The organism is Bradyrhizobium sp. LTSP885 (assembly GCF_000938305.1).
Lineage (GTDB): Bacteria > Pseudomonadota > Alphaproteobacteria > Rhizobiales > Xanthobacteraceae > Bradyrhizobium.
This window is the reverse complement of the sequence record NZ_JYMT01000004.1, coordinates 78271-98456: the sequence shown is the minus strand read 5'-3', so window position 1 is coordinate 98456 and position 20186 is coordinate 78271. Positions and strand designations below refer to the sequence as shown.

The window sequence follows — 20186 nt, the reverse complement described above, 5'->3', positions numbered from 1 at the left end:
TTATGACCACAGACGCGATCCAACCGGTCGTCCGGCCACATCATCCCTGGTACAAGATCCTCTACATCCAGGTACTGATCGCGATCTTCGCGGGGGTCCTGATCGGGCATTTCTATCCCGACCTCGGCAAGGAACTGAAGCCGCTCGGCGACGGCTTCATCGCGCTGATCAAGATGATGATCGCGCCTGTGATCTTCTGCACGGTGGTGCACGGCATCTCCTCGATGGGCGATCTCAAGCGCGTCGGCCGGGTCGGACTGAAGGCGCTGGTCTATTTCGAGATGGTGTCGACGGTCGCGCTCGCGTTCGGCCTTGTGGTCGGCGAGGTGCTGCAGCCCGGCCGCGGTTTCAACATCGATCCGTCCACGATCGATCCGAAGTCGGTCGCGACCTACGTCACCCAGGCGAAGGAACAGGGCATCGTCGCCCATCTGATGGCGATCATTCCGGACAGCTATTTCGGCGCGCTTGCGCGCGGCGACCTGTTGCAGGTGCTGCTGATCTCGATTCTCTCGGGGTTTGCGATCGCGCTCATGGGCAAAACGGGCGAACCGATCGCCGCGGCGATCGACAAGGCCGCCAAGATGTTCTTCGGCATCATCCGCATGATCGTCCGCGTCGCGCCGCTCGGCGCGTTCGGCGCCATGGCCTTCACGGTCGGCGCCTACGGCCTCGGCTCGCTGGTGAACCTGGCCGCGCTGATCGGCACCTTCTATCTCACCAGCATCCTGTTCGTGCTGATCGTGCTCGGTGCCATCGCGCGGCTGGCGGGCTTCTCGATCATCCGCTTCATCGCCTACATCAAGGACGAGCTGTTGATCGTGCTCGGCACCTCGTCGTCCGAGACCGTGTTGCCGCAGATGATCCAGAAGATGGAGCATCTCGGAGCCTCGCGCTCGGTGGTCGGCCTCGTGATCCCGACCGGCTACAGCTTCAACCTCGACGGCACCAACATCTACATGACGCTGGCGACGTTGTTCCTGGCTCAGGCCACCAACACCCATCTGACGATCTGGCAGGAGCTCGGCATTCTCGGCGTCGCCATGATCACCTCGAAGGGCGCCTCCGGCGTCACCGGTGCGGGCTTCATCACGCTCGCCGCGACGCTGTCGATCGTGCCTGACATTCCGATCCAGTCGATTGCCATCCTGGTCGGCATCGACAAGTTCATGAGCGAATGCCGCGCGCTGACCAACCTGGTCGGCAATGGCGTCGCCTGCGTGGTGATCAGCCTGTCCGAAGGCGAGCTCGACAAGGACGCGCTGCATCAGGCCATGGCGCATCCGATCGAGCTCGGCGAGGCGCTGGAGCCGGGCGGGGGAGGGTGAATCAATCCGGAACGCCGGCGGCCTTCAGCGTCTCGACGTAGGTCTTCGACATCGACTCGACGGGAAACGGAATCCGCGACAGAAAGCCCGAGATCGTGAACGTCGGCTCGACCTTGAGCAACTCGCGCGCCACCTGTGTCGCGCGCTCATGGTCGCCGTTCTTGACCAGCGCCACGATCAGCACGCGCAGCGCCACCGCGAAACGGCGGTTCTGCGCCAGTGCCTTGTCCGCCCACATCACCGCCTCGGCGAAGTTCTGGTCGAGCACCGCGCAGATCGCGAGCGCCGCGGAGGCGAACCAGCCGCGCGGGTCGCGCGGGTTCAGCCGCTGCGCGCGCTCGATCATCGCCCGGCCGGCCGCCTGGTTGCCGCGCATCGCCTCGATCCAGCCGCCAAGCACCAGCGCCATCGCCGAGTTCGGATTGATCGCAAGCGAGCGCTCGAACAATTCACGCGCCGGCTCGATCTCGTCGGCCATGTTCCAGATCGCGAACGCCGCCATCCACAACACCTGCGCATCGCCAGGCGCAAGCTCGACGGCGCGCCAGGCGCGCGCGACCGCGCGCTCCCGATATGGATCGGTCGGCGTCACCCAGCCCTGGAAGTGGCGCAGCGCATGGCAATAGGCCGACGCCGCCATCGCCGGCGCGTAGTCGGGATCCAGCGCCAGCGCCCGGTCGAGGCAATCGAGTGCCGCTTCCATGCTCTCGGGCGTGAATTGGTAGCGCAGGCTGTAGGCGCGCAACAGCAGGTCGTAGGCATCGAGCTTGTCGGGCGGTGCCGCCCGGCGGCGTTCGGCTTCCGCCACATGCAAAGTCGGCTCGATCGCGCCGACCACGCTTTCGGTGATGCGGTCCTGCAGGTCGAAGACCTCGTTGGCCGCGCCGTCGAAACGGTCGGCCCACAGATGGGCGCCGGAGACCGCGTCGATCAACTGCCCGGTGATCCGCAGCCGATCGCCGCCGCGGCGGACACTGCCCTCGAGCACATAGCCGACGCCCAGATCGCGTCCGACCTCGCGGATATCGACCGTCTTGCCCTTGTAGGTGAAGGCGGAGTTGCGCGCGATGACTGTCAGCCCGCCGCAGCGGGAGAGGGCGGTGGTGATATCCTCGGCGATGCCGTCGGCGAAATAGTCCTGCTCGGCGTCGCCGCTCATGTTGGTGAAAGGCAGCACCGCGATTGCAGGTCCCTCGCTCGGGCGAGCGCCGGCGCTCACCGCGGCGGTCTGGGTGGAAACGGCGCCTTCCCGGACCTCGCCGACAAATCGGAGCCCCTTGCGGGGCAGGGTGCGGATCAGGCGCTGCTCCTCGCCATTGTCGCCGATCGCCATCCGGGCGGCATTGATCCGGCTGCCCAAGGTCGCTTCCGAGACGATCCGGCCGTGCCAGACGGCTGCGAGGACGTCGTCGCGGCTGACCACGCGATCACGGGCGCGAATGAGGAACTCGATGAGATCGAAGACCTGCGGCTCGACAGCCACCAGCGCATCGCCGCGGTGCAGCTCGCGACGATCAGGATCGAGGGTGAAGTCATTGAAATGGTAGAGCAAATTCGAGCGTCCGGCGGTCGGTGCTAATCAGAGTGGCGGAACCTAGCACAGCCGGGCCGGCGCAAAAATCACGACGATCTGAAGGGTAAATCCACGTTGTCTCAAAGCGCGCCGGCTCGGGCTCTGCCATGCTGATAAGTGACACGCACATCCGGGAGATCGCCATGTCGCAATCCATCAATCAGCAACGCCGTCACTTCCTTGGCATCGCCGGAGGGACGCTCGCCGCCGCCGGCTTCGGCATCATCGCCCCGGCGCACGCGCAGTCAGCCGCCAAGGCTAAATTACCCGCGATCAAGGCCGGCGCGCATGCTTCACTCGGCCCGGTGAAGCAGATCGATGCCGGCGCGCTCAATGTCGGTTACGTCGAGATGGGGCCCGCCACCGGTCCCGCCGTGATCCTGCTGCATGGCTGGCCCTACGATATCAACGCCTACGCCGACGTCGCGCCGGCGCTTGCTGAGGCCGGCTACCGCGTTATCGTTCCTCATCTGCGCGGCTACGGCACGACGCGGTTTCTCTCGGTGGACACGAAGCGCAGCGGTCAGCCGGTCGCGGTTGCCTCCGACATCATCGCGCTGATGGATGCGCTGAAGATCGAGAAGGCGACGCTTGCCGGCTTCGATTGGGGGGCGCGCACGGCCAATATCATGGCGGTGCTCTGGCCGGAGCGCTGCAAGGCGATGGTGTCGGTGAGCGGCTACCTGATCGGCGGCCAGCAGGCCGGCAAGATGCCGCTGCCGCCGAAGGCCGAGCTGCAATGGTGGTACCAGTTCTATTTCGTCACCGAACGCGGCCGCGAGGGCTATGCCAAGAACCGGCATGACTTCAACAAACTGATCTGGCAGCTCGCTTCGCCGAAGTGGAAGTTCGACGACGCCACCTTCGACCGCAGCGCTGTCGCCTTCGACAATCCTGACCATGTCGACATCGTCGTGCACAATTATCGCTGGAGGCTCGACCTTGCCGAGGGCGAAACGAAGTACGACGCTTTCGAAAAGACGCTGGCGCAGGCGCCGGTCATCGCTGTGCCGACGATTACGATGGAAGGCGATGCCAACGGCGCGCCGCATCCGGAGCCCGCAGCCTATGCCAAGAAGTTCTCCGGACATTATGAGCACCGGCTCTCAACTGGCGGCATCGGTCACAATCTGCCGCAGGAGGCGCCGCAGGCGTTTGCCCAGGCCGTGATCGACGTCAGCCGGGCCTGAGCGTGGAACGTACGGGTAGCGGATCATGAGACAGGTCTTGAAGTGGGCGGTTGCCGCGATCGCGGCATCCTGCATCACCGCGTCATTGCCCTTTGCGGTCGGACATGCCGACGATGCGGCATCGCCCATTTTCGGGGTGACAATTCCAGCCGGGTACCGCGACTGGAAGCTGATCGCGCCGGGAGAAGAGATCGGGCTCGACGAGTTGAGGAGCGTCCTTGGCAACGCCACCGCCGTGAAGGCCTACCAGGACGGTGCGGCTCAGTTTCCGGACGGCACCGTGCTGGTCAAGCTGGCCTGGAAGCGCAAGCCGGTGGCTGGCCTCAAGGGCGCCTTCGTCACGGGGCCGGCGACCACCGTCCAGGTCATGGTCAAGGACTCCGCCCGATACGCATCGACCGGCGGATGGGGCTTCGGCCGCTTCATCGACGGCAAGCCGGTGGATGCAGCCCAGCACGAGACCTGCTTTGCCTGCCATCAGGCGCATGCCAGCGACTATGACTTCGTCTTCACCCGCTACGCGCATTGAGGCCGCCGGCAATATCGGTGTGGAGACTGATCCGATCCGATCTGGCGCAGGCGCTGCCGCGGGGCTAATTTCATGCAGCAACGCATGCGGGGAACGGCATTGACCATCACGATCTACGGAATCAAGAACTGTGACACTATGAAGAAGGCGCGCGCCTGGCTCGACAATCATGGCGTCGCCTACGACTTTCACGACTACAAGGCCTCAGGCATCGCCAAGGACAAGCTCAAGCAGTGGAGCGACGAGGTCGGCTGGGAGACGCTGCTCAATCGCGCCGGTACCACCTTCAAGAAACTGGCTGACGGCGACAAGGAGGGATTGAACGAGCGCAAGGCCTTGGCGCTGATGGCCGACCAGCCATCGATGATCAAGCGTCCGGTGCTCGATCTCGGGCCCAAGCGCGTCGTCGGCTTCAAGCCGGATATCTACGCCAAGGAAGTGCCGGCGAAGGCGCGGAAGAGCTAAAGCGCTTTCGAGCGAAGTGGGCACCGGTTCGCGTGAAGAAAACGCGTCAAAACAAGAAAGGCTAAATCAGCTCGACGGAATCATGTGCCGCCGGGCGTGCCGGAACGAAGCTGCGGTCGATCACGGCCCTGATGACGACGACCGGAACGGCCTTTGGCATCACGCCCATCAGATTGTTGAGCTTGAAGCGGCCTTCGATGCTGATCGCCTTGTAGGAGCCGATCAGCTGCTCGACGGTGTCGCCGCGTCCGAACGGCAGCAGCAGCCGTTCATAGGAGACGTCCTTGCCGTCGGCATCGTCGACGGTCGAGACCGTGTAGCTCGGTCGCTTGTGCGCCAGGCACGAGCGATAGGATGGGTTGACGTGCGCATATCGGTCCGGGCCGATCGCATCATCCAGAAAGCGGTTGGTCCGGCGTGCCGGATCGACGTGCTCGTTGCCATAGGCGGTGGTCAGACGGGCGCCCTCCTGTGTGATCAGGAAGCGAGCGCCATCGCCGCTGCCGACCACGTCGAACCCCATCATGTCGGCCCGCTCTTCCGCGGCGCCGGCGGCATGAAAGTCGGAGAGCAGGGGAAGCACATTCGGCTGCCGCAATGCGCGCAGCCAGGCGTTCAGCAGCACGCGTTGCGTGATCGATTTGATCACCGATGGATCGGCACTTGCGAAGTCCATCGTCTAGCCGAACTCGAGCACGTCGCCGCGCGGGATGCGGCCGGGGGCACGATGGAACAGGTCGCGATCGATGATGGCGCGCAGCCGGGGCTCCGGCAGCCTGTCGTTGCCGCGCATCAGATTGCGGATTTCGAAGCTGCCGTCCGCGCTGATCGTCTTCAGCGACGCGATCAGATGCGTGACCGGACCGCCATCCGAGAACGGCAGCAGCAACCGCTCATAGGCGACGACGCGGCCGTAGACGTCATCGATATCGGCGATGGTGTAGGCCGGCAGGCGGCGGGCGATGCATTCATGGTAGACCGGCACCACAATCGGCGCGAGCCGCGGTCCGAGATACTCGTCGAGCTGGCGGCCCTTGCCGGTGTGTCCGTAGGCATTCGCCATCCGCGTGCCGTCGCTCTGGATCGTCAGCCGCGGCTCCTGCGCCGTCATGTCGACGGTGAAGAAGACCAGATCCGGCAGATCTTCCTCGATCCGCTCCGGCTGATACTCGTCTATCCGCGGAATGACCTGGCCGCGGGCATAGAGTCGCAGCCAATTGTTCAGGAAATCGCGTTGCCTGATCGATTTGACGACCGACGGATTGGCGCTCTCGAACTGCAAGGGTGGGGCCCGCTCTCTGTCCAACCGCCAGAGCCTCCGCCATAGACGGAAATATTCTATGAAAGCGCGGAATCGGGGCAAAACACCGTTAACGACCGCTTTCCGACGCGCAAAGTGCGACCGAATGCTATTCGACTAAGGATGAACCGAAACCGGTCTTGCCGATGCCGCACTGCACAGCTTTCCACCTTGCCTAACCACCGCGGATGACGGCATATTCCGGCCCGGAGGCGGCAGGCCCGGGACGGTTTCCAAGACGGTTCGGGCAACCTGTCGGACGTGAAAAAACTGGCTACGCGGCGAGAGGCCTCGCATCGATAGCGCATGGGGGAAATCTATTTGGCCGATGAGTTCATTCTCGAAACCAGCGGACTAACCAAGGAATTCGCGGGTTTCTTCGCCGTTCGCGACGTCGCGCTGAAGGTGCGTCGCGGCAGTATCCATGCGTTGATCGGGCCCAATGGCGCCGGCAAGACGACCTGTTTCAACCTGCTGACCAAATTCCTGAAGCCGTCGGCGGGCCAGATCCGCTACAAGGGTCACGACATCACCGCGATGGCGCCGGCCGACGTGGCGCGGCTCGGGCTGGTCCGGTCATTCCAGATCTCGGCCGTGTTTCCGCATCTGACCGCGCTCGAAAACGTCCGCGTGGCGCTGCAGCGCCAGCACGGCTCGTCGTTCGATTTCTGGCGCTCCAAGACCGTGCTGGACCGCTATAACGGCCGCGCCCACGAGCTCTTGAACGACGTCGGCTTAAGCGAATTCGCCAACACGCCGGCCGTCGAGATGCCTTATGGCCGCAAGCGCGCACTTGAAATTGCAACGACGCTGGCGCTCGACCCCGAGATGATGCTGCTCGACGAGCCGATGGCCGGCATGGGCCACGAGGACATCGACAAGATCGCCGCCCTGATCAAGCGCATCTCGGCCAAGTACACTATCCTGATGGTCGAACATAACCTCTCGGTCGTGGCCAATCTCTCCGACATCATTACCGTGCTGACGCGCGGGCAGGTGCTGGCGGAGGGCAGTTACGCCGACCTCTCCAAGGACGAGCGCGTGAAGGAAGCCTATCTGGGAGCGGGTCATGGCTGAGGCGAAACTGGCGGAAGCTCCCGCGACAGAAGCGGGCATCGAGGTGCTGTCGGTCAAGGATCTGCAGGCCTGGTACGGCGAATCCCACATCCTTCACGGCATCAATTTCAGTGTGAAGGCTGGCGAGGTGGTGACGCTGCTCGGCCGCAACGGGGCCGGCAAGACCACCACGCTGAAGTCGGTGATGGGCATCATCGGCAAGCGCACCGGCTCGATCCGTTTTGACAATCAGGAGATCATTCGCACCACGTCCGATCGGATCGCGCGGATGGGCATCGCCTTCTGTCCCGAGGAGCGCGGCATTTTCTCAAGCCTCGACGTGCGCGAGAACCTGCTGCTGCCGCCGGTGGTGCGCGCCGGAGGTCTGTCGCTCGATCAGATCTTCACGCTGTTTCCGAACCTGAAGGAGCGGCTCTCCAGCCAGGGCACCAAGCTCTCGGGCGGCGAGCAGCAGATGCTGGCGATTGCGCGCATCCTGCGCACCGGCGCGCGCTTCCTGATGCTGGACGAGCCGACCGAAGGGCTCGCGCCCGTCATCATCCAGCAGATCGGCCACACCATTGCGCGGCTGAAGTCGGAGGGATTCACGATCCTTCTGGTCGAGCAGAATTTCCGTTTCGCCTCGACCGTTGCCGACCGCTATTACATCGTCGAGCATGGCAAGGTAATCGACGGCTTCGCGAATTCGGAACTGTCGGCCAACATGGACAAGCTCCATACCTATCTCGGCGTTTGAAATCGCCAGAATCAGAAAATTTAAGAAGAGGGAACACGATATGAAGCATACGATTTCAGCGCTCCTGCTCGGCACTGCGTTGACGCTCGCGTCCGCGAGCCTGGCGTCGGCCGACGACAAGAACGTCAAGATCGGTGCGCTGTCCGATCAGTCCGGCCTCTACGCCGACCTCGGCGGCCCCGGCTCGACGCTGGCGGCGCAGATGGCGATCGAGGATTCCGGCCTGAAGGCGAAGGGCTGGACGATCGACCTGATCTCCGGCGACCACCAGAACAAGCCCGATATCGGGACCACCATCGCTCGGCAATGGTTCGACGTCGACAAGGTCGACGTGGTCGTCGACGTGCCGAACTCCGGCGTGGCGCTCGCGGTCAACAATGTGGTGAAGGAAAAGAACGGCGTCTACATCAATTCGGGCGCCGCGACCTCGGATCTGACCAACGCGCAGTGCTCGCCGAACACGGTGCACTGGACCTACGACACCTACATGCTCGCCCACACCACCGGCCAGGCGCTGGTGAAGGCCGGCGGCGACACCTGGTTCTTCCTGACCGCGGATTACGCCTTCGGCGCCGCGCTCGAGCGCGACACCACGGCTGTGATCACAGCCAATGGCGGCAAGGTGGTCGGCGGCGTCAAGCATCCGCTCAACACCTCGGACTTCTCGTCCTTCCTGCTGCAGGCGCAATCGTCGAAGGCCAAGATCATCGGGCTGGCCAACGCCGGCGGCGACACCACCAACTCGATCAAGCAGGCTGCCGAGTTCGGCATCGTCAAGGGCGGCCAGAAGCTCGCCGCGCTGTTGCTGTTCCTCACCGACGTCAAGGCGATCGGGCTCGAGACGGCGCAGGGCCTCAACTTCACCGAGACGTTCTACTGGGACATGAACGACCAGACCCGTGCGTTCTCCAAGCGGTTCTCGGAGAAGATGAAGAACGGGGCGATGCCGACCATGGTGCAGGCCGGCGTCTATTCGGGCCTCTTGCATTACTTCAAGGCGCTCGACGCGCTCGGCAGCAATCCGCATGACGGCGTCAAGGTGGTCGCCAAGATGAAGTCGATCCCGACCGACGATCCGCTGTTCGGCAAGGGCGAAGTCCAGGCCAACGGCCGCGTCACCCACAATGCCTATCTGTTCGAAGTGAAGAAGCCCTCGGAGTCCAAGGGCCCGTGGGATTTCTACAAGCTGGTTGGCACCGTGTCCGGCGACCAGGCCTTCACGCCGCTCGCCCAGAGCACATGTCCATTGCTGAAGAAGTGACGATCATGCCCGCCGGTCGCCGCGTGACCGGCGGGTTTCATCTAGCTCGCGAAAGCTAAAATCGATGCAGGCTCTCTACGCACAGCTTCTGGTGGGACTGATCAACGGCTCGTTCTACGCGCTGCTCAGTCTGGGGCTCGCCGTGATCTTCGGCATGCTCAACATCATCAATTTCGCGCATGGCGCGCTCTACATGATGGGCGCCTTCGTGGCGTATTTCCTGCTCAATCTGGGCGGCATCAATTACTGGTGGGCGCTGCTTATCGCGCCTGTTATCGTCGGCATCTTCGGCATGATCCTGGAGCGGACCATGCTGCAATGGCTGGCCGGCCTCGACCATCTCTACGGACTGCTCCTGACCTTCGGGCTGGCGCTGATCATTCAGGGCGTGTTTCAGAATTACTTCGGCTCCTCCGGTCTGCCGTATTCGATCCCCGATGTACTCAAGGGCGGCATGAACCTCGGCTTCATGTACCTGCCGATCTATCGCGCCTGGGTCGTGATCTTCTCGCTCATTGTCTGTATCGGGACCTGGTACCTGATCGAACGCACCCGGCTCGGCGCCTACCTGCGCGCCGCGACCGAAAATCCGACCCTGGTTCGCGCCTTCGGCATCAACGTGCCGCGCATGATCACGCTGACCTACGGGCTCGGCGTTGGGCTCGCCGCGCTGGCCGGCGTGCTGTCGGCGCCGATCAACCAGGTGCGGCCGCTGATGGGCGAAAACGTCATCATTGTGGTGTTCGCGGTGGTGGTGATCGGCGGCATGGGCTCGATCATGGGATCGATCATCACCGGCTTTGCGCTCGGCGTGATCGAGGGACTGACGAAATACTTCTATCCGGAAGCCTCCAACACCGTGGTCTTCGTGCTGATGGTGCTGGTGCTGCTGGTGAAGCCCACAGGACTAACGGGACGGGCGGCCTGACATGACGGCGATGACTGACGATTCAATTCCGGCGACCTCGCGCGCCGTCCATGACGAGATGATCGCGTTTGGCGTCATGACCGCGATGCTCGCGATCGTGCCGTTGACCGGCATCTACCCGTTCTTCGTCATGCAGGCGCTGTGCTTTGCGCTGCTCGCCTGCGCCTTCAATCTCCTGATCGGCTACGGCGGATTGTTGTCGTTCGGCCATGCCATGTTTCTCGGTACCGCCGGCTATGTCACGGCGCACGCCCTGAAAGTCTGGGGTCTTTCGCCCGAGCTTGGAATATTGGCCGGTGCGGCGGCCGCCGCAGCACTTGGCGTCATCACCGGGCTGGTCGCCATTCGCCGCCAGGGCATCTACTTTGCGATGATCACGCTGGCGCTGTCGCAACTGCTGTACTTCATCTACCTGCAGGCGCCCTTCACCCACGGCGAAGACGGCATCCAGGGCATCCCGCAGGGCCGTCTGTTCGGCGTCTTCGACCTCTCCAAGCCGACGGTGCTCTACTACGTCGTGCTGGCGGGTTTCCTCGGCGGCTTCCTCCTGATCTACCGGACCATCAACTCGCCGTTTGGCGAAGTCCTCAAATCGATCCGGGAGAATGAACCGCGCGCGGTCTCGCTCGGCTACAAGACCGATCAGTACAAGCTGCTCGCCTATATCCTATCGGGAACGCTGGCGGGATTGGCCGGCTCGCTGAAGGTATTCGTCGCGCAAAATGCATCGTTGACAGACGTTGAAGTGGCGATGTCCGGGCAAATCGTGCTGATGACGCTGGTCGGCGGGCTCGGCACCGTGTTTGGCCCGGTGGTTGGCGCTTTCATCATTGTCGCCATGCAACAATACCTGTCCGGTCTCGGGCAATGGGTGACGGTGATCCAGGGCGCGGTCTTCGTGGTCTGCGTGCTGACCTTCCGCCGTGGCATCATCGGCGAGATCGCACATTTCTTCCGGCGGTCGCTGTAGGGCAGGGCCCGGCCGGCAGGTCATTGAGGGACTGACAAAGCGGTGGATGCCGCTCGTTCCGACGGGCGGCGTGGGATGCTTCCCTCCCGAAATGTTCTATGACAGTTCTGTGACGGCGCTGGACGACCGTCCCGGAACAATGGAACTAACCCCCATGCTGCGCTGGTTTCGCTCCTTTCTGCCCAAAGAAGAGCGGTTTTTCGACCTGTTCGCCCGGCACGCCCAGACCGCTTTGCAGTGTTCGCTGGCGCTGCAGGGGATGCTGAAGGGTGGCGAGGAGACGCCGGTGTATTGCCAGCGCGTCAACCAGTTCGAGAACGACGCCGACAACATCACCCGCGAGGTTTTGACCGCGGTCCGCCGCACCTTCATCACGCCGTTCGACCGCATCGACATCAAGAACCTGATCACTGCGATGGACGACGCCGTCGACCAGATGCAGCAGAGCGCGAAGGCGGTCGTGCTGTTCGAGGTGCGTACGTTCGAACCGCCGATGCGCGAGATGGGCAGCCTGATCGTCGAATGCGCCAATCTGGTCGTCCGCGCGCTGCCGCTGATGCAGTCGATCGGCCAGAACGTCACGGTGCTGACCCAGATCACCGAGGAACTGACCAAACTCGAGGGCCGGGTCGACGATCTCCACGATATCGGGCTCAAGGAATTGTTCCTGAAGCACCGCGACGCCAACACGATGGATTTCATCGTCGGCGCTGAGATCTACGATCACCTCGAGAAGGTGGCCGACCGCTTCGACGACGTCGCCAACGAAATCAATTCCATCGTGATTGAACAGGTCTGAGCATGATCCGGAAAAGTGTGCAGCGGTTTTCCCTCGCGACAAACGCGGAACGCGTTTGCGCGGAGATCATGCTCGAAAAAGCAAAATAGGGCAGGGCCATCAATTGGACGCCACGCTGGGTCTTCCGGTCCTGGTCATCCTGATCGCGGTCGCGCTGCTGTTCGATTTCCTGAACGGCCTGCACGACGCCGCGAACTCGATTGCGACCATCGTCTCGACTCGGGTGCTGCGGCCGCAATATGCGGTGTTCTGGGCCGCGTTCTTCAATTTCGTCGCCTTCGCGGTGTTCGGAACGCACGTCGCCAACACCATCGGCACCGGGATCATCGACCCCGCGGTCGTGGACTCGGCCGTGATCTTCGCGGCACTGGTCGGCGCGATCGTCTGGAATCTGATCACCTGGGCGCTCGGCATCCCCTCGTCGAGTTCGCACGCGCTGATCGGCGGACTGGTCGGGGCCGGCATGGCGAAGGCGGGGATTTCAGCGGCGGTGTGGAGCGGGCTCACCTTGACGCTGCTCGCGATCGTTTTGTCGCCGGTGGTAGGGTTCCTGCTGGCGCTGGTGCTGGTCGCGATCGTGTCATGGCTGTCGGTGCGCTCGACGCCATTCGCGGTCGACCGCGCCTTCCGCATCCTGCAATTCGCCTCCGCCTCGCTCTATTCGCTCGGCCATGGCGGCAACGACGCGCAGAAGACAATGGGCATCATCGCCGTGCTGCTCTATTCGCAGGGCCATATCGGCGGTACCTTTTATATCCCGTTTTGGGTGGTGCTGGCCTGCCAGAGCGCGATGGCGCTCGGCACCTTGATGGGCGGCTGGCGCATTGTCCGCACCATGGGGCTGCGCATTACAAAACTGACGCCGATGCAGGGCTTCTGCGCCGAGACCGGCGGCGCCGCGACCCTGTTCATCGCGACCTTTCTCGGGGTTCCCGTCTCCACCACCCACACCATCACCGGCGCCATCGTCGGCGTCGGTGCGGCACGGCGGCTGTCGGCTGTGCGCTGGAACGTGGCGAGCTCGATCGTCTATGCCTGGGTGATCACAATCCCAGCGTCCGCTGCGGTCGCCGCGCTGACCTATTGGGTCGTCCGGATCCTGCGCTGATCATAGCGTTTTCGAGCGAAGTGGAGGCCGGTTCGCGTTAAGAAAACGCGTCCAACTAAAGATCAGCCGACCAGTTTCAGCCCGGCGATCCCAGCGACGATCAGGCCGATGCTGGCAAGCCGCATCGCGGTGGCCGGTTCGCCGAACAGGATGATGCCAAGCGCCGCGGTGCCGACCGCGCCGATCCCGGTCCAGACCGCGTAGGCAGTTCCAATCGGCAAGGTCTTGAGCGCGACGCCGAGCAGGATGACGCTTCCGGCCATCGCCGCCAAGGTCAGCGCCGACGGCACCAGTCGCGAGAACCCTTCGGTATATTTCAGCCCGATGGCCCAGCCGATCTCGAGCAGACCCGCGACGAACAAGATGGCCCACGCCATGACGACCCCTCCCGATAGAGCAGGGTCGTCCCCGCGGATGATGTCATGAATGGAAGGTCGTCCTTCCCATACTTATATGGGGGTTGCCTGGCCATTCCGCCTTGCGACAAAACGCCCTTGATTGCGCCCGTTTTCCCTGCCAAACGCTGCCCATTATGTCCGATACCGCTGTGACAGCCGAATCGCCGCCCCGTTCGCCGCTTGCCGAAGAAGTGGCGCGGCGCCGCACCTTTGCGATCATTTCGCATCCCGACGCCGGCAAAACGACGCTGACCGAGAAGCTGCTGCTGTTCGGCGGCGCGATCAATCTCGCCGGCCAGGTCAAGGCCAAGGGCGAACGGCGCAACACCCGTTCGGACTGGATGAAGATCGAGCGCGAGCGCGGCATCTCGGTCGTCACCTCGGTGATGACCTTCGAGTTCAACGACCTCGTGTTCAACCTGTTGGACACGCCGGGCCACGAGGACTTTTCGGAAGACACCTATCGCACGCTGACGGCGGTCGATTCCGCGGTCATGGTGATCGACGCCGCCAAGGGCATCGAGGCACGCACGCGAAAACTGTTCGAGGTGTGTCGTCTCCGGGATATCCCGATCATCACCTTTATCAACAAGATGGACCGCGAGAGCCGCGACACGTTCGATCTGCTGGACGAGATCGAGAAGACGCTGGCGCTCGACACCACGCCGATGACCTGGCCGGTCGGCCGCGGCCGCGACTTCCTCGGCACCTATGACGTCATCAGCGGTGGCGTGCGGCTGCTCGAAGGTGGCGGCGCCAAGACCGGCGCTACCGAGCAGATCGATATCGCCGATCTCGCCCAGCGCAACCCCAATCTCGACGTCGCCGAGGTGAGGGAAGAACTCGCGCTGGCCTCGGAGGCCTGCAAGCCGTTCGAGCTCGACGCGTTTCGCGAGGGCCATCTGACGCCGGTCTATTTCGGCAGCGCGCTGCGCAATTTCGGCGTCGGCGATCTGCTTGAGGGCCTCGGCAAGTTCGCGCCGCCGCCGCGCGCGCAGGAATCCGATCTGCGCAAGGTCGAGGCGGCGGAGCCGCGGATGAGCGCCTTCGTCTTCAAGATCCAGGCCAACATGGATCCGAACCACCGCGACCGCATCGCGTTTGCGCGGCTGTGCTCGGGCAAGCTTGTTCGCGGCATGAAGGCAAAGCTGGTGCGCACCGGCAAGAACATGAGCCTGTCGAGCCCGCAATTTTTCTTCGCCCAGGACCGCTCGGTGGCGGACGAGGCCTTTGCCGGCGACGTCGTCGGCATTCCCAATCACGGCACGCTGCGGATCGGCGACACCCTGACCGAGGGCGAGGATCTCACCTTCGTCGGTGTGCCGAGCTTTGCCCCCGAAATCGTCCGCCGCGTCCGGCTGACGGATGCGATGAAGGCCAAGAAGCTGAAGGAAGCCCTGCAGCAGATGTCGGAAGAGGGCGTCGTGCAGGTGTTCCGCCCGCGCGACGGCGCGCCGGCGCTGGTCGGCGTGGTCGGTCCGCTGCAGCTCGACGTGCTCAAGGCGCGGCTCGACGCCGAATATTCGTTGCCGGTCGAGTTCGAAGTCTCGGAATTCCAGCTCGCGCGCTGGGTCTCCTCCGACGACAAGAAGAAGCTCGAGGCATTCATCGGCGCCAACAATTCCGGCATCGCCGACGATGTCGACGGCGATCCTGTGTTCATGGCGAAGAACGAGTTCTATCTCGGCTACACAAAGGAGCGGGCCGAGGGCATTATCTTCTCCAACGTCAAGGACGTGAAGAAGAAGGCGTGAGGCGCCGCGCACTCGGTGTCGTCCCCCGGCTTGACCGGGGGACCCAGTAGGCCGCGGCCTATCGTTCAATCACCACTGTCTCTGGAATACTGGGTCGCCCGGTCGGGGCCGGGCGATGACAGCGGAGGTTGCGGAGGCATCTCGGGAACAAGCGCGAGGAAGTGAACGCGATCGCGCTTGATGCGGTCTGGCTGCGGTACCATCTTCACGGACGCGCATTCCGGGTTCGCTTCCATGCTTCGACGCCTTGCCATCTACCTCGCCTTTGCCCTGCTGGCCGTCGGCCTCTTGGCTGGCGCCGACGCGCGGCAGCGCCAGAACAATCCGGTGCCGTTTGCGCACACGCCGTGCAGCGTGCTCGATAACGAGCCCTGCGTGCCGTCCTATTGCAGCGTGTTCAATCACGGGCCCTGCATCCCCGAGATCGATTATCCGTACGGCGAAAATCTGCAGCTCACGATCCTGACCGTGCCGCCGGAGGACCAGACCGCGAAGTACCAGAAACCGGATCATGACCTCGATACCATCGGCGATCTCTTCGCCGCGCTGCGCACCTGCTGGTCGCCGCCGCCGGCCGACAGCGCACGTGAGGGCATGCAGATATCGGTGCGCTTCAGCTTCAAGCGGTCCGGCGAGATGATCGGCGCGCCCCGGATGACGTTCGCCACCTCAGGCGTGCCGGCGGACACGCGCACGACCTATCTGAACGCGATCAATGCCTCGCTCGACGCCTGCCTGCCACTGAAATTCACCGGCGGCCTCGGCGGCGCGATCGCCGGCCGCCCGATCATGATCCGCTATGTCGACAATCGCAAGCTCGCCAAGCAAGCTGAAAAGCCGTGACTGGAACGCGAGCGAGCGCATTGCGCTCCGTCGCCTGAAGGTGGTACGCGAAGACAGCAACGACATCTGGGGAGGAATATCGTGGGACTGCTGGTCATGATCCTGGGCCTCGTGCTGTTCCTCGGCGTCCACGTGCTCACCACAAAGCGCGCGCTGCGCGCGAGCTTCGTGCGTGCGATGGGCGAGGGCGGCTACAAGATCGTTTATTCGCTGGTGTCGGTTGCAGGGCTCGCGCTGATCGTCTGGGGCTTTGCGGACTACCGCGCCACCGGCTGGATCGACGTCTGGACGCCGCCGACCGCGATGAAGCACATCACGGTGGCGCTGATGCTGCCGGCCGTCATCCTCGTCGTCGCGTCCTATATCCGCGGCCGCATCTACACCACGCTGAAGCATCCGATGCTGGCTGGCGTCAAGCTGTGGGCGGTGGCGCATCTGCTCGCCAACGGCGATCTCGGCTCGATCATCCTGTTCGGCTCGTTCCTCGGCTGGGCGGTCTATGACCGGATCTCGCTGAAGCGCCGCGCCGATGCCGGCGCGCCGCCGATCCCGGTGGGCGGCCCGACCAACGACCTGATTGCGATCGCGGTCGGTGTCATCGCCTATCTGGCGCTGGCGTTTGCGTTCCATCCGGTCGTGATCGGCGTGCCCGTGATGGGAGCCTGAATTGTCCGTTCAATCCTCGGCCGGTCGCCGCGGGCACCGAAATTCGTACGGCGTTACGGCAATCTCGGGCCGGCGATCGAGGACGCGATCGCAGGCTATGCGCGCGACGTGAAGAGCCGCGCCTTTCCGGGGCCGGAGCACGTCTACGACATGAAGAAGAGCTGACGGGGCAAGGGGCGGGGCAGGGACGGAGCAAGGATGGACTGGTCGCAACATTCGCTTCCGCCGATGCGGCTCGAGCCGCGCTTTGGCGACCGCGTCGTACCGGCTTTCGTGGAGCGGCCGGGGAGCCTGTGGGCGATGATCGCGCAAGCCGTCGCGCAGAATGGCGACGGCGAGGCGCTCGTCTGCGGTGACATCAGGATGACCTGGCGCGAGGTCGCGCGGCAATCGTCCAAGGTTGCAGCGGGCTTCGACAAGCTCGGGCTCGCGCGCGGCGACCGCGTCGCAATCCTGCTCGGCAACCGCATCGAATTCGTGCTGACGATGTTCGCCGCCGCGCATGCCGGGCTGGTGACGGTGCTGCTGTCGACACGCCAGCAGAAGCCCGAGATCGCCTATGTGCTGGCCGATTGCGGCGCGAAGCTGCTGGTCCACGAGACGTCGCTTGCCGACCGCCTGCCATATGTTGTCGACATTCCCGAGCTGAAGCATCGCATCTCCGTCAGTGATGATGCTGCCTCGCAGTTCGCCGGATTGCTCGACAATGCCCCCGCGTCGGCGCCTGCGGAGGTGAGGGAGGAGGACACCGCGATGATCCTCTACACGTCAGGCACGACCGGCCGGCCGAAGGGCGCGATGCTCGCCCATTGCAACATCATCCATTCGTCAATGGTGTTCGTGTCCTGCCTGAAGCTGACGACGTCGGATCGCTCGATCGCCGCGGTGCCGCTCGCCCATGTCACCGGCGCGGTTGCCAACATCACGACCATGGTTGCTTGCGCCGGCGCGCTGATCGTCATGCCCGAGTTCAAGGCGGCGGAATATCTGAAGGTCGCCGCATGCGAGCGCGTGACCTACACGGTGATGGTGCCGGCGATGTACAATCTCTGCCTGTTGCAGCCGGATTTCGACAGCTATGATTTGTCGAGCTGGCGGATCGGCGGCTTCGGCGGCGCGCCGATGCCGGTCGCGACCATCGAGAAGCTCGATGCCAAGATTCCCGGGCTCAAGCTTGCCAACTGCTACGGCGCGACCGAGACCACGTCGCCCTCGACCATCATGCCGGGCGAGTTGACATCAGCCCATATCGACAGCGTCGGCCTGCCGTGTCCGGGCGCCGAGATCATCGTGATGGGAGCTGATGGCCGCGAGGTGCCGCACGGCGAGATCGGCGAACTCTGGATCCGCAGCGCCTCGGTCATCAAGGGCTACTGGAACAACCCGAAGGCATCAGCGGAAAGCTTCACGGCCGGCTTCTGGCATTCCGGCGATCTCGGCTCGGTCGATGCGCAGAATTTCGTCCGCGTGCTCGACCGCCAGAAGGACATGATCAACCGCGGCGGGCTGAAGATCTACTCGGCCGAGGTCGAGTCGGTGCTTGCAGGCCATCCCGCCGTGATCGAGAGCGCGATCATCGCAAAGCCGTGCCCGGTGCTCGGCGAGCGGGTGCATGCGGTGATCGTGACGCGGTCCGAGGTGAATGCGGAGGGCTTACGCGCCTGGTGCGCCGAGCGGCTGTCGGACTACAAGGTGCCGGAGACGATGGCGCTGACGACGGACCCGCTGCCGCGCAACGCCAACGGCAAGGTGATCAAGCGGCAGCTGCGGGACACCCTCGCTGCGGCGGGCGCGTGAGCGCGGCGGCAGGTTCTCCCCGTTAACGCTTTGATCCGCCTCGCTTTGCCTTGCCACCGCCATATCGTTAGGGTAACGCCGCCGCGATGTGGGGATCGGGTGCGTGCCGGGCCCGGCCGATAGCGTCGGCCCTGTGGGGATGGGATAGCCTTAAGTGTCTGAATTATTTGATGAAGTCGACGAGGATGTCCGTCGCGATCAGCTCAAGAAGCTGTGGGACAAATACTCGCTTTTGATCATCGCCCTGGCGATCCTGGTCGTCGCGGGCGTCGGTGGCTGGCGCGGCTACCAGTATGTCGAGGGCAAGAAGGCCGCCGAGGCCGGTGCGGCGTTCGACCGCGCGTCCGAATTGTCCGAACAGAACAAGCATGCCGAGGCTGAGGCCGCCTTTGCCGATCTCGCCGCCAAGGCGCCATCCGGCTATCGCATTCTGGCCCGGCTGCGTGCGGCCGCCGAGATCGCAACGCGCGACCCGCAGGCCGCGGCGAAGGCATATGACGACATCGCAGCCGACCGCAGCGTCGGTGTCGCCGAGCAGGATCTGGCGCGGATCCGCGCAGCCCAGCTCGTGATCGATACCACGACCTATCCGAACATGCTGCAGCGGCTCGAGCCGGCCACTGCGCAGGGCTCGACCTTCCGCCACACCGCGCGTGAAATGCTGGCGCTGTCGGCCTGGCACGCCAACGATGCCACTGCCACGCGGCAGTGGCTCGACCAGATTGCCAATGACGGCGACACGCCGCCGAGCCTGCGCTCGCGCGCCGAGGCGCTGCAGGCCTTGTTGCCGCCGGTCGCCAAGAGCTAGTCGGCGAAACCCGAGTTGAGTGAGAGATCGACCATGCGCCGCTCGCAACGCCTGATCGCAGCCGCTATCCTCGTCTCGCTTTGCAGCGCGCTGGCGGGCTGTGGTGGTGGCGGCATGGCCAATTTCGATCCCTCCGATCTGCTCGACTTCCTCGACACCAAGAAGAAGCTGGCCGGCGACCGCAAGCCGGTGTTCCCCGACGGCGTGCCGGGCCTCGAGCAGGGCGTACCGAAGGATCTGTACAAGGGCTCGCAGCAGGAGCAGCTCGACCGGCAGAACGCCGCGGCAGCAGCTCCGGCAACGCCGCCGCCCGAGCCGCCGCAATCGGCCAAGAAGCGCGGCAAGGGCAAGCCGGCCCCGGCGACTGCGGCCACCGCACCGGCCGCGGATCAGGCCGCCGCTCCCGATGCGGCGCCATCCGAGGAGGGCGCTCCCGCTGCCCTGCCGCCGGAGCCGAAGCAGAAGAAAAAGATCGTGCGCCGCCGCACCACCGCTCCGCCCGCCGACGACCAGGCGCAGCAGCCCGCCGCACCAGCACAGACCACGCAACAATCCGGCGCGGCGTTTCCTGCGCCAGTGCCGAGCGGTACGTTTAACCGCTAAAGCGCGATGATATCAGGTTGAATCGTCTTCGCGCTTTAGCTCCTTGTTTGAGC

21 protein-coding genes and 1 pseudogene are annotated in these 20186 nt (G+C 64.1%); 18 read left to right on the top strand and 4 right to left on the bottom strand.

The annotated features are described in order from the left end of the window. Positions 1–2: 2 nt before the first annotated feature. Entirely contained in the window at positions 3–1328 is a 1326-nt protein-coding gene (locus tag UP09_RS02785) for a dicarboxylate/amino acid:cation symporter (RefSeq protein ID WP_044536498.1), read from the top strand. 1 nt (position 1329) lies between these two features. Here the strand turns inward: UP09_RS02785 and UP09_RS02780 are convergent, their stop codons facing one another. Next, complete coding sequence (locus UP09_RS02780) at positions 1330–2880, bottom strand: winged helix-turn-helix domain-containing protein (protein WP_044536497.1); 1551 nt, start codon at positions 2878–2880, stop codon at positions 1330–1332. A gap of 164 nt (positions 2881–3044) precedes the next feature. Here UP09_RS02780 and UP09_RS02775 point away from each other — a divergent pair, with 164 nt between their 5' ends. The 3 genes from UP09_RS02775 to UP09_RS02765 all read left to right on the top strand — a co-directional run bounded on the left by UP09_RS02775 (position 3045) and on the right by UP09_RS02765 (position 5085). Beyond that, on the top strand, positions 3045–4091 hold the full coding sequence (locus UP09_RS02775; RefSeq protein ID WP_044536496.1) for an alpha/beta fold hydrolase: 1047 nt from the start codon (positions 3045–3047) through the stop codon (positions 4089–4091). Between the two features lie 25 nt (positions 4092–4116). Next, on the top strand, positions 4117–4620 hold the full coding sequence (locus UP09_RS02770; RefSeq protein WP_044536495.1) for a cytochrome P460 family protein: 504 nt from the start codon (positions 4117–4119) through the stop codon (positions 4618–4620). A 99-nt stretch (positions 4621–4719) separates the two neighbouring features. Next, positions 4720–5085, top strand: a complete 366-nt coding sequence (locus UP09_RS02765; protein WP_156164444.1) for an ArsC family reductase — start codon at positions 4720–4722, stop codon at positions 5083–5085. 61 nt (positions 5086–5146) lie between these two features. On the opposite strand, the gene UP09_RS02760 is transcribed toward UP09_RS02765, so the two are convergent. Both UP09_RS02760 and UP09_RS02755 read right to left on the bottom strand, forming a co-directional pair. Further along, positions 5147–5761 (bottom strand): hypothetical protein, encoded by a 615-nt coding sequence (locus UP09_RS02760; RefSeq protein ID WP_044536493.1) that lies wholly within the window; start codon positions 5759–5761, stop codon positions 5147–5149. Between the two features lie 3 nt (positions 5762–5764). Then, on the bottom strand, positions 5765–6367 hold the full coding sequence (locus UP09_RS02755; RefSeq protein ID WP_044536492.1) for a PAS domain-containing protein: 603 nt from the start codon (positions 6365–6367) through the stop codon (positions 5765–5767). A gap of 339 nt (positions 6368–6706) precedes the next feature. On the opposite strand from UP09_RS02755, the gene UP09_RS02750 reads away from it, so the two are divergent. The 7 genes from UP09_RS02750 to UP09_RS02720 all read left to right on the top strand — a co-directional run bounded on the left by UP09_RS02750 (position 6707) and on the right by UP09_RS02720 (position 13264). Continuing rightward, positions 6707–7462, top strand: coding sequence for an ABC transporter ATP-binding protein (locus tag UP09_RS02750; protein ID WP_044536824.1), 756 nt, complete (start codon positions 6707–6709; stop codon positions 7460–7462). Beyond that, a complete protein-coding gene (locus UP09_RS02745) occupies positions 7455–8198 on the top strand; it encodes an ABC transporter ATP-binding protein (RefSeq protein WP_044536491.1) in 744 nt (247 codons plus the stop codon). The genes UP09_RS02750 and UP09_RS02745 overlap by 8 nt, the downstream gene beginning before the upstream one ends. Before the next feature lie 40 nt (positions 8199–8238). Beyond that, on the top strand, positions 8239–9459 hold the full coding sequence (locus tag UP09_RS02740) for an ABC transporter substrate-binding protein (RefSeq protein WP_044536490.1): 1221 nt from the start codon (positions 8239–8241) through the stop codon (positions 9457–9459). Between the two features lie 64 nt (positions 9460–9523). After that, on the top strand, positions 9524–10387 hold the full coding sequence (locus tag UP09_RS02735) for a branched-chain amino acid ABC transporter permease (RefSeq protein WP_044536489.1): 864 nt from the start codon (positions 9524–9526) through the stop codon (positions 10385–10387). Between the two features lies 1 nt (position 10388). Next, positions 10389–11357 (top strand): branched-chain amino acid ABC transporter permease, encoded by a 969-nt coding sequence (locus UP09_RS02730; protein WP_044536488.1) that lies wholly within the window; start codon positions 10389–10391, stop codon positions 11355–11357. A 154-nt stretch (positions 11358–11511) separates the two neighbouring features. Then, on the top strand, positions 11512–12156 hold the full coding sequence (locus UP09_RS02725) for a DUF47 domain-containing protein (protein ID WP_044536487.1): 645 nt from the start codon (positions 11512–11514) through the stop codon (positions 12154–12156). A 103-nt stretch (positions 12157–12259) separates the two neighbouring features. Further along, complete coding sequence (locus UP09_RS02720) at positions 12260–13264, top strand: inorganic phosphate transporter (protein WP_044536486.1); 1005 nt, start codon at positions 12260–12262, stop codon at positions 13262–13264. A 62-nt stretch (positions 13265–13326) separates the two neighbouring features. On the opposite strand, the gene sugE is transcribed toward UP09_RS02720, so the two are convergent. Beyond that, positions 13327–13641 carry a quaternary ammonium compound efflux SMR transporter SugE gene (gene sugE, locus UP09_RS02715; RefSeq protein WP_044536485.1) on the bottom strand — a complete coding sequence of 105 codons (315 nt, stop codon included), beginning with the start codon at positions 13639–13641 and terminating at the stop codon, positions 13327–13329. Between the two features lie 155 nt (positions 13642–13796). On the opposite strand from sugE, the gene UP09_RS02710 reads away from it, so the two are divergent. From UP09_RS02710 to UP09_RS02685, 7 genes and pseudogenes are all read left to right on the top strand, one after another. Continuing rightward, positions 13797–15416, top strand: coding sequence for a peptide chain release factor 3 (locus UP09_RS02710; protein ID WP_044536484.1), 1620 nt, complete (start codon positions 13797–13799; stop codon positions 15414–15416). Positions 15417–15650: 234 nt separating this feature from the next. After that, a complete protein-coding gene (locus tag UP09_RS02705; RefSeq protein ID WP_044536823.1) occupies positions 15651–16259 on the top strand; it encodes a UCP034077 family protein in 609 nt (202 codons plus the stop codon). A gap of 81 nt (positions 16260–16340) precedes the next feature. Next, positions 16341–16925: an NnrU family protein gene (locus tag UP09_RS02700; RefSeq protein WP_044536483.1), complete on the top strand. Its 585-nt coding sequence runs from the start codon at positions 16341–16343 to the stop codon at positions 16923–16925. 15 nt (positions 16926–16940) lie between these two features. After that, positions 16941–17090: pseudogene (locus UP09_RS36720) on the top strand (3-methyl-2-oxobutanoate hydroxymethyltransferase); the annotation flags it as partial. Positions 17091–17123: 33 nt separating this feature from the next. Continuing rightward, positions 17124–18722, top strand: a complete 1599-nt coding sequence (locus UP09_RS02695; protein WP_044536482.1) for a class I adenylate-forming enzyme family protein — start codon at positions 17124–17126, stop codon at positions 18720–18722. A gap of 154 nt (positions 18723–18876) precedes the next feature. Then, positions 18877–19530: a tetratricopeptide repeat protein gene (locus UP09_RS02690; protein WP_044536481.1), complete on the top strand. Its 654-nt coding sequence runs from the start codon at positions 18877–18879 to the stop codon at positions 19528–19530. A gap of 33 nt (positions 19531–19563) precedes the next feature. Beyond that, entirely contained in the window at positions 19564–20133 is a 570-nt protein-coding gene (locus UP09_RS02685) for a hypothetical protein (RefSeq protein WP_044536480.1), read from the top strand. Positions 20134–20186: the final 53 nt, after the last annotated feature.

Bases quoted from the DNA above. Each gene is read 5' to 3' on its own strand.
- UP09_RS02785 (WP_044536498.1), top strand. From the start codon at position 3: ATGACCACAGACGCGATCCAACCGGTCGTCCGGCCACATCATCCCTGG.
- UP09_RS02775 (WP_044536496.1), top strand. From the start codon at position 3,045: ATGTCGCAATCCATCAATCAGCAACGCCGTCACTTCCTTGGCATCGCC.
- UP09_RS02770 (WP_044536495.1), top strand. From the start codon at position 4,117: ATGAGACAGGTCTTGAAGTGGGCGGTTGCCGCGATCGCGGCATCCTGC.
- UP09_RS02760 (WP_044536493.1), bottom strand. From the start codon at position 5,761: ATGGACTTCGCAAGTGCCGATCCATCGGTGATCAAATCGATCACGCAA.
- UP09_RS02745 (WP_044536491.1), top strand. From the start codon at position 7,455: ATGGCTGAGGCGAAACTGGCGGAAGCTCCCGCGACAGAAGCGGGCATC.
- UP09_RS02740 (WP_044536490.1), top strand. From the start codon at position 8,239: ATGAAGCATACGATTTCAGCGCTCCTGCTCGGCACTGCGTTGACGCTC.
- UP09_RS02735 (WP_044536489.1), top strand. From the start codon at position 9,524: ATGCAGGCTCTCTACGCACAGCTTCTGGTGGGACTGATCAACGGCTCG.
- UP09_RS02730 (WP_044536488.1), top strand. From the start codon at position 10,389: ATGACGGCGATGACTGACGATTCAATTCCGGCGACCTCGCGCGCCGTC.
- UP09_RS02725 (WP_044536487.1), top strand. From the start codon at position 11,512: ATGCTGCGCTGGTTTCGCTCCTTTCTGCCCAAAGAAGAGCGGTTTTTC.
- sugE (WP_044536485.1), bottom strand. From the start codon at position 13,641: ATGGCGTGGGCCATCTTGTTCGTCGCGGGTCTGCTCGAGATCGGCTGG.
- UP09_RS02710 (WP_044536484.1), top strand. From the start codon at position 13,797: ATGTCCGATACCGCTGTGACAGCCGAATCGCCGCCCCGTTCGCCGCTT.
- UP09_RS02705 (WP_044536823.1), top strand. From the start codon at position 15,651: ATGCTTCGACGCCTTGCCATCTACCTCGCCTTTGCCCTGCTGGCCGTC.
- UP09_RS02695 (WP_044536482.1), top strand. From the start codon at position 17,124: ATGGACTGGTCGCAACATTCGCTTCCGCCGATGCGGCTCGAGCCGCGC.
- UP09_RS02685 (WP_044536480.1), top strand. From the start codon at position 19,564: ATGCGCCGCTCGCAACGCCTGATCGCAGCCGCTATCCTCGTCTCGCTT.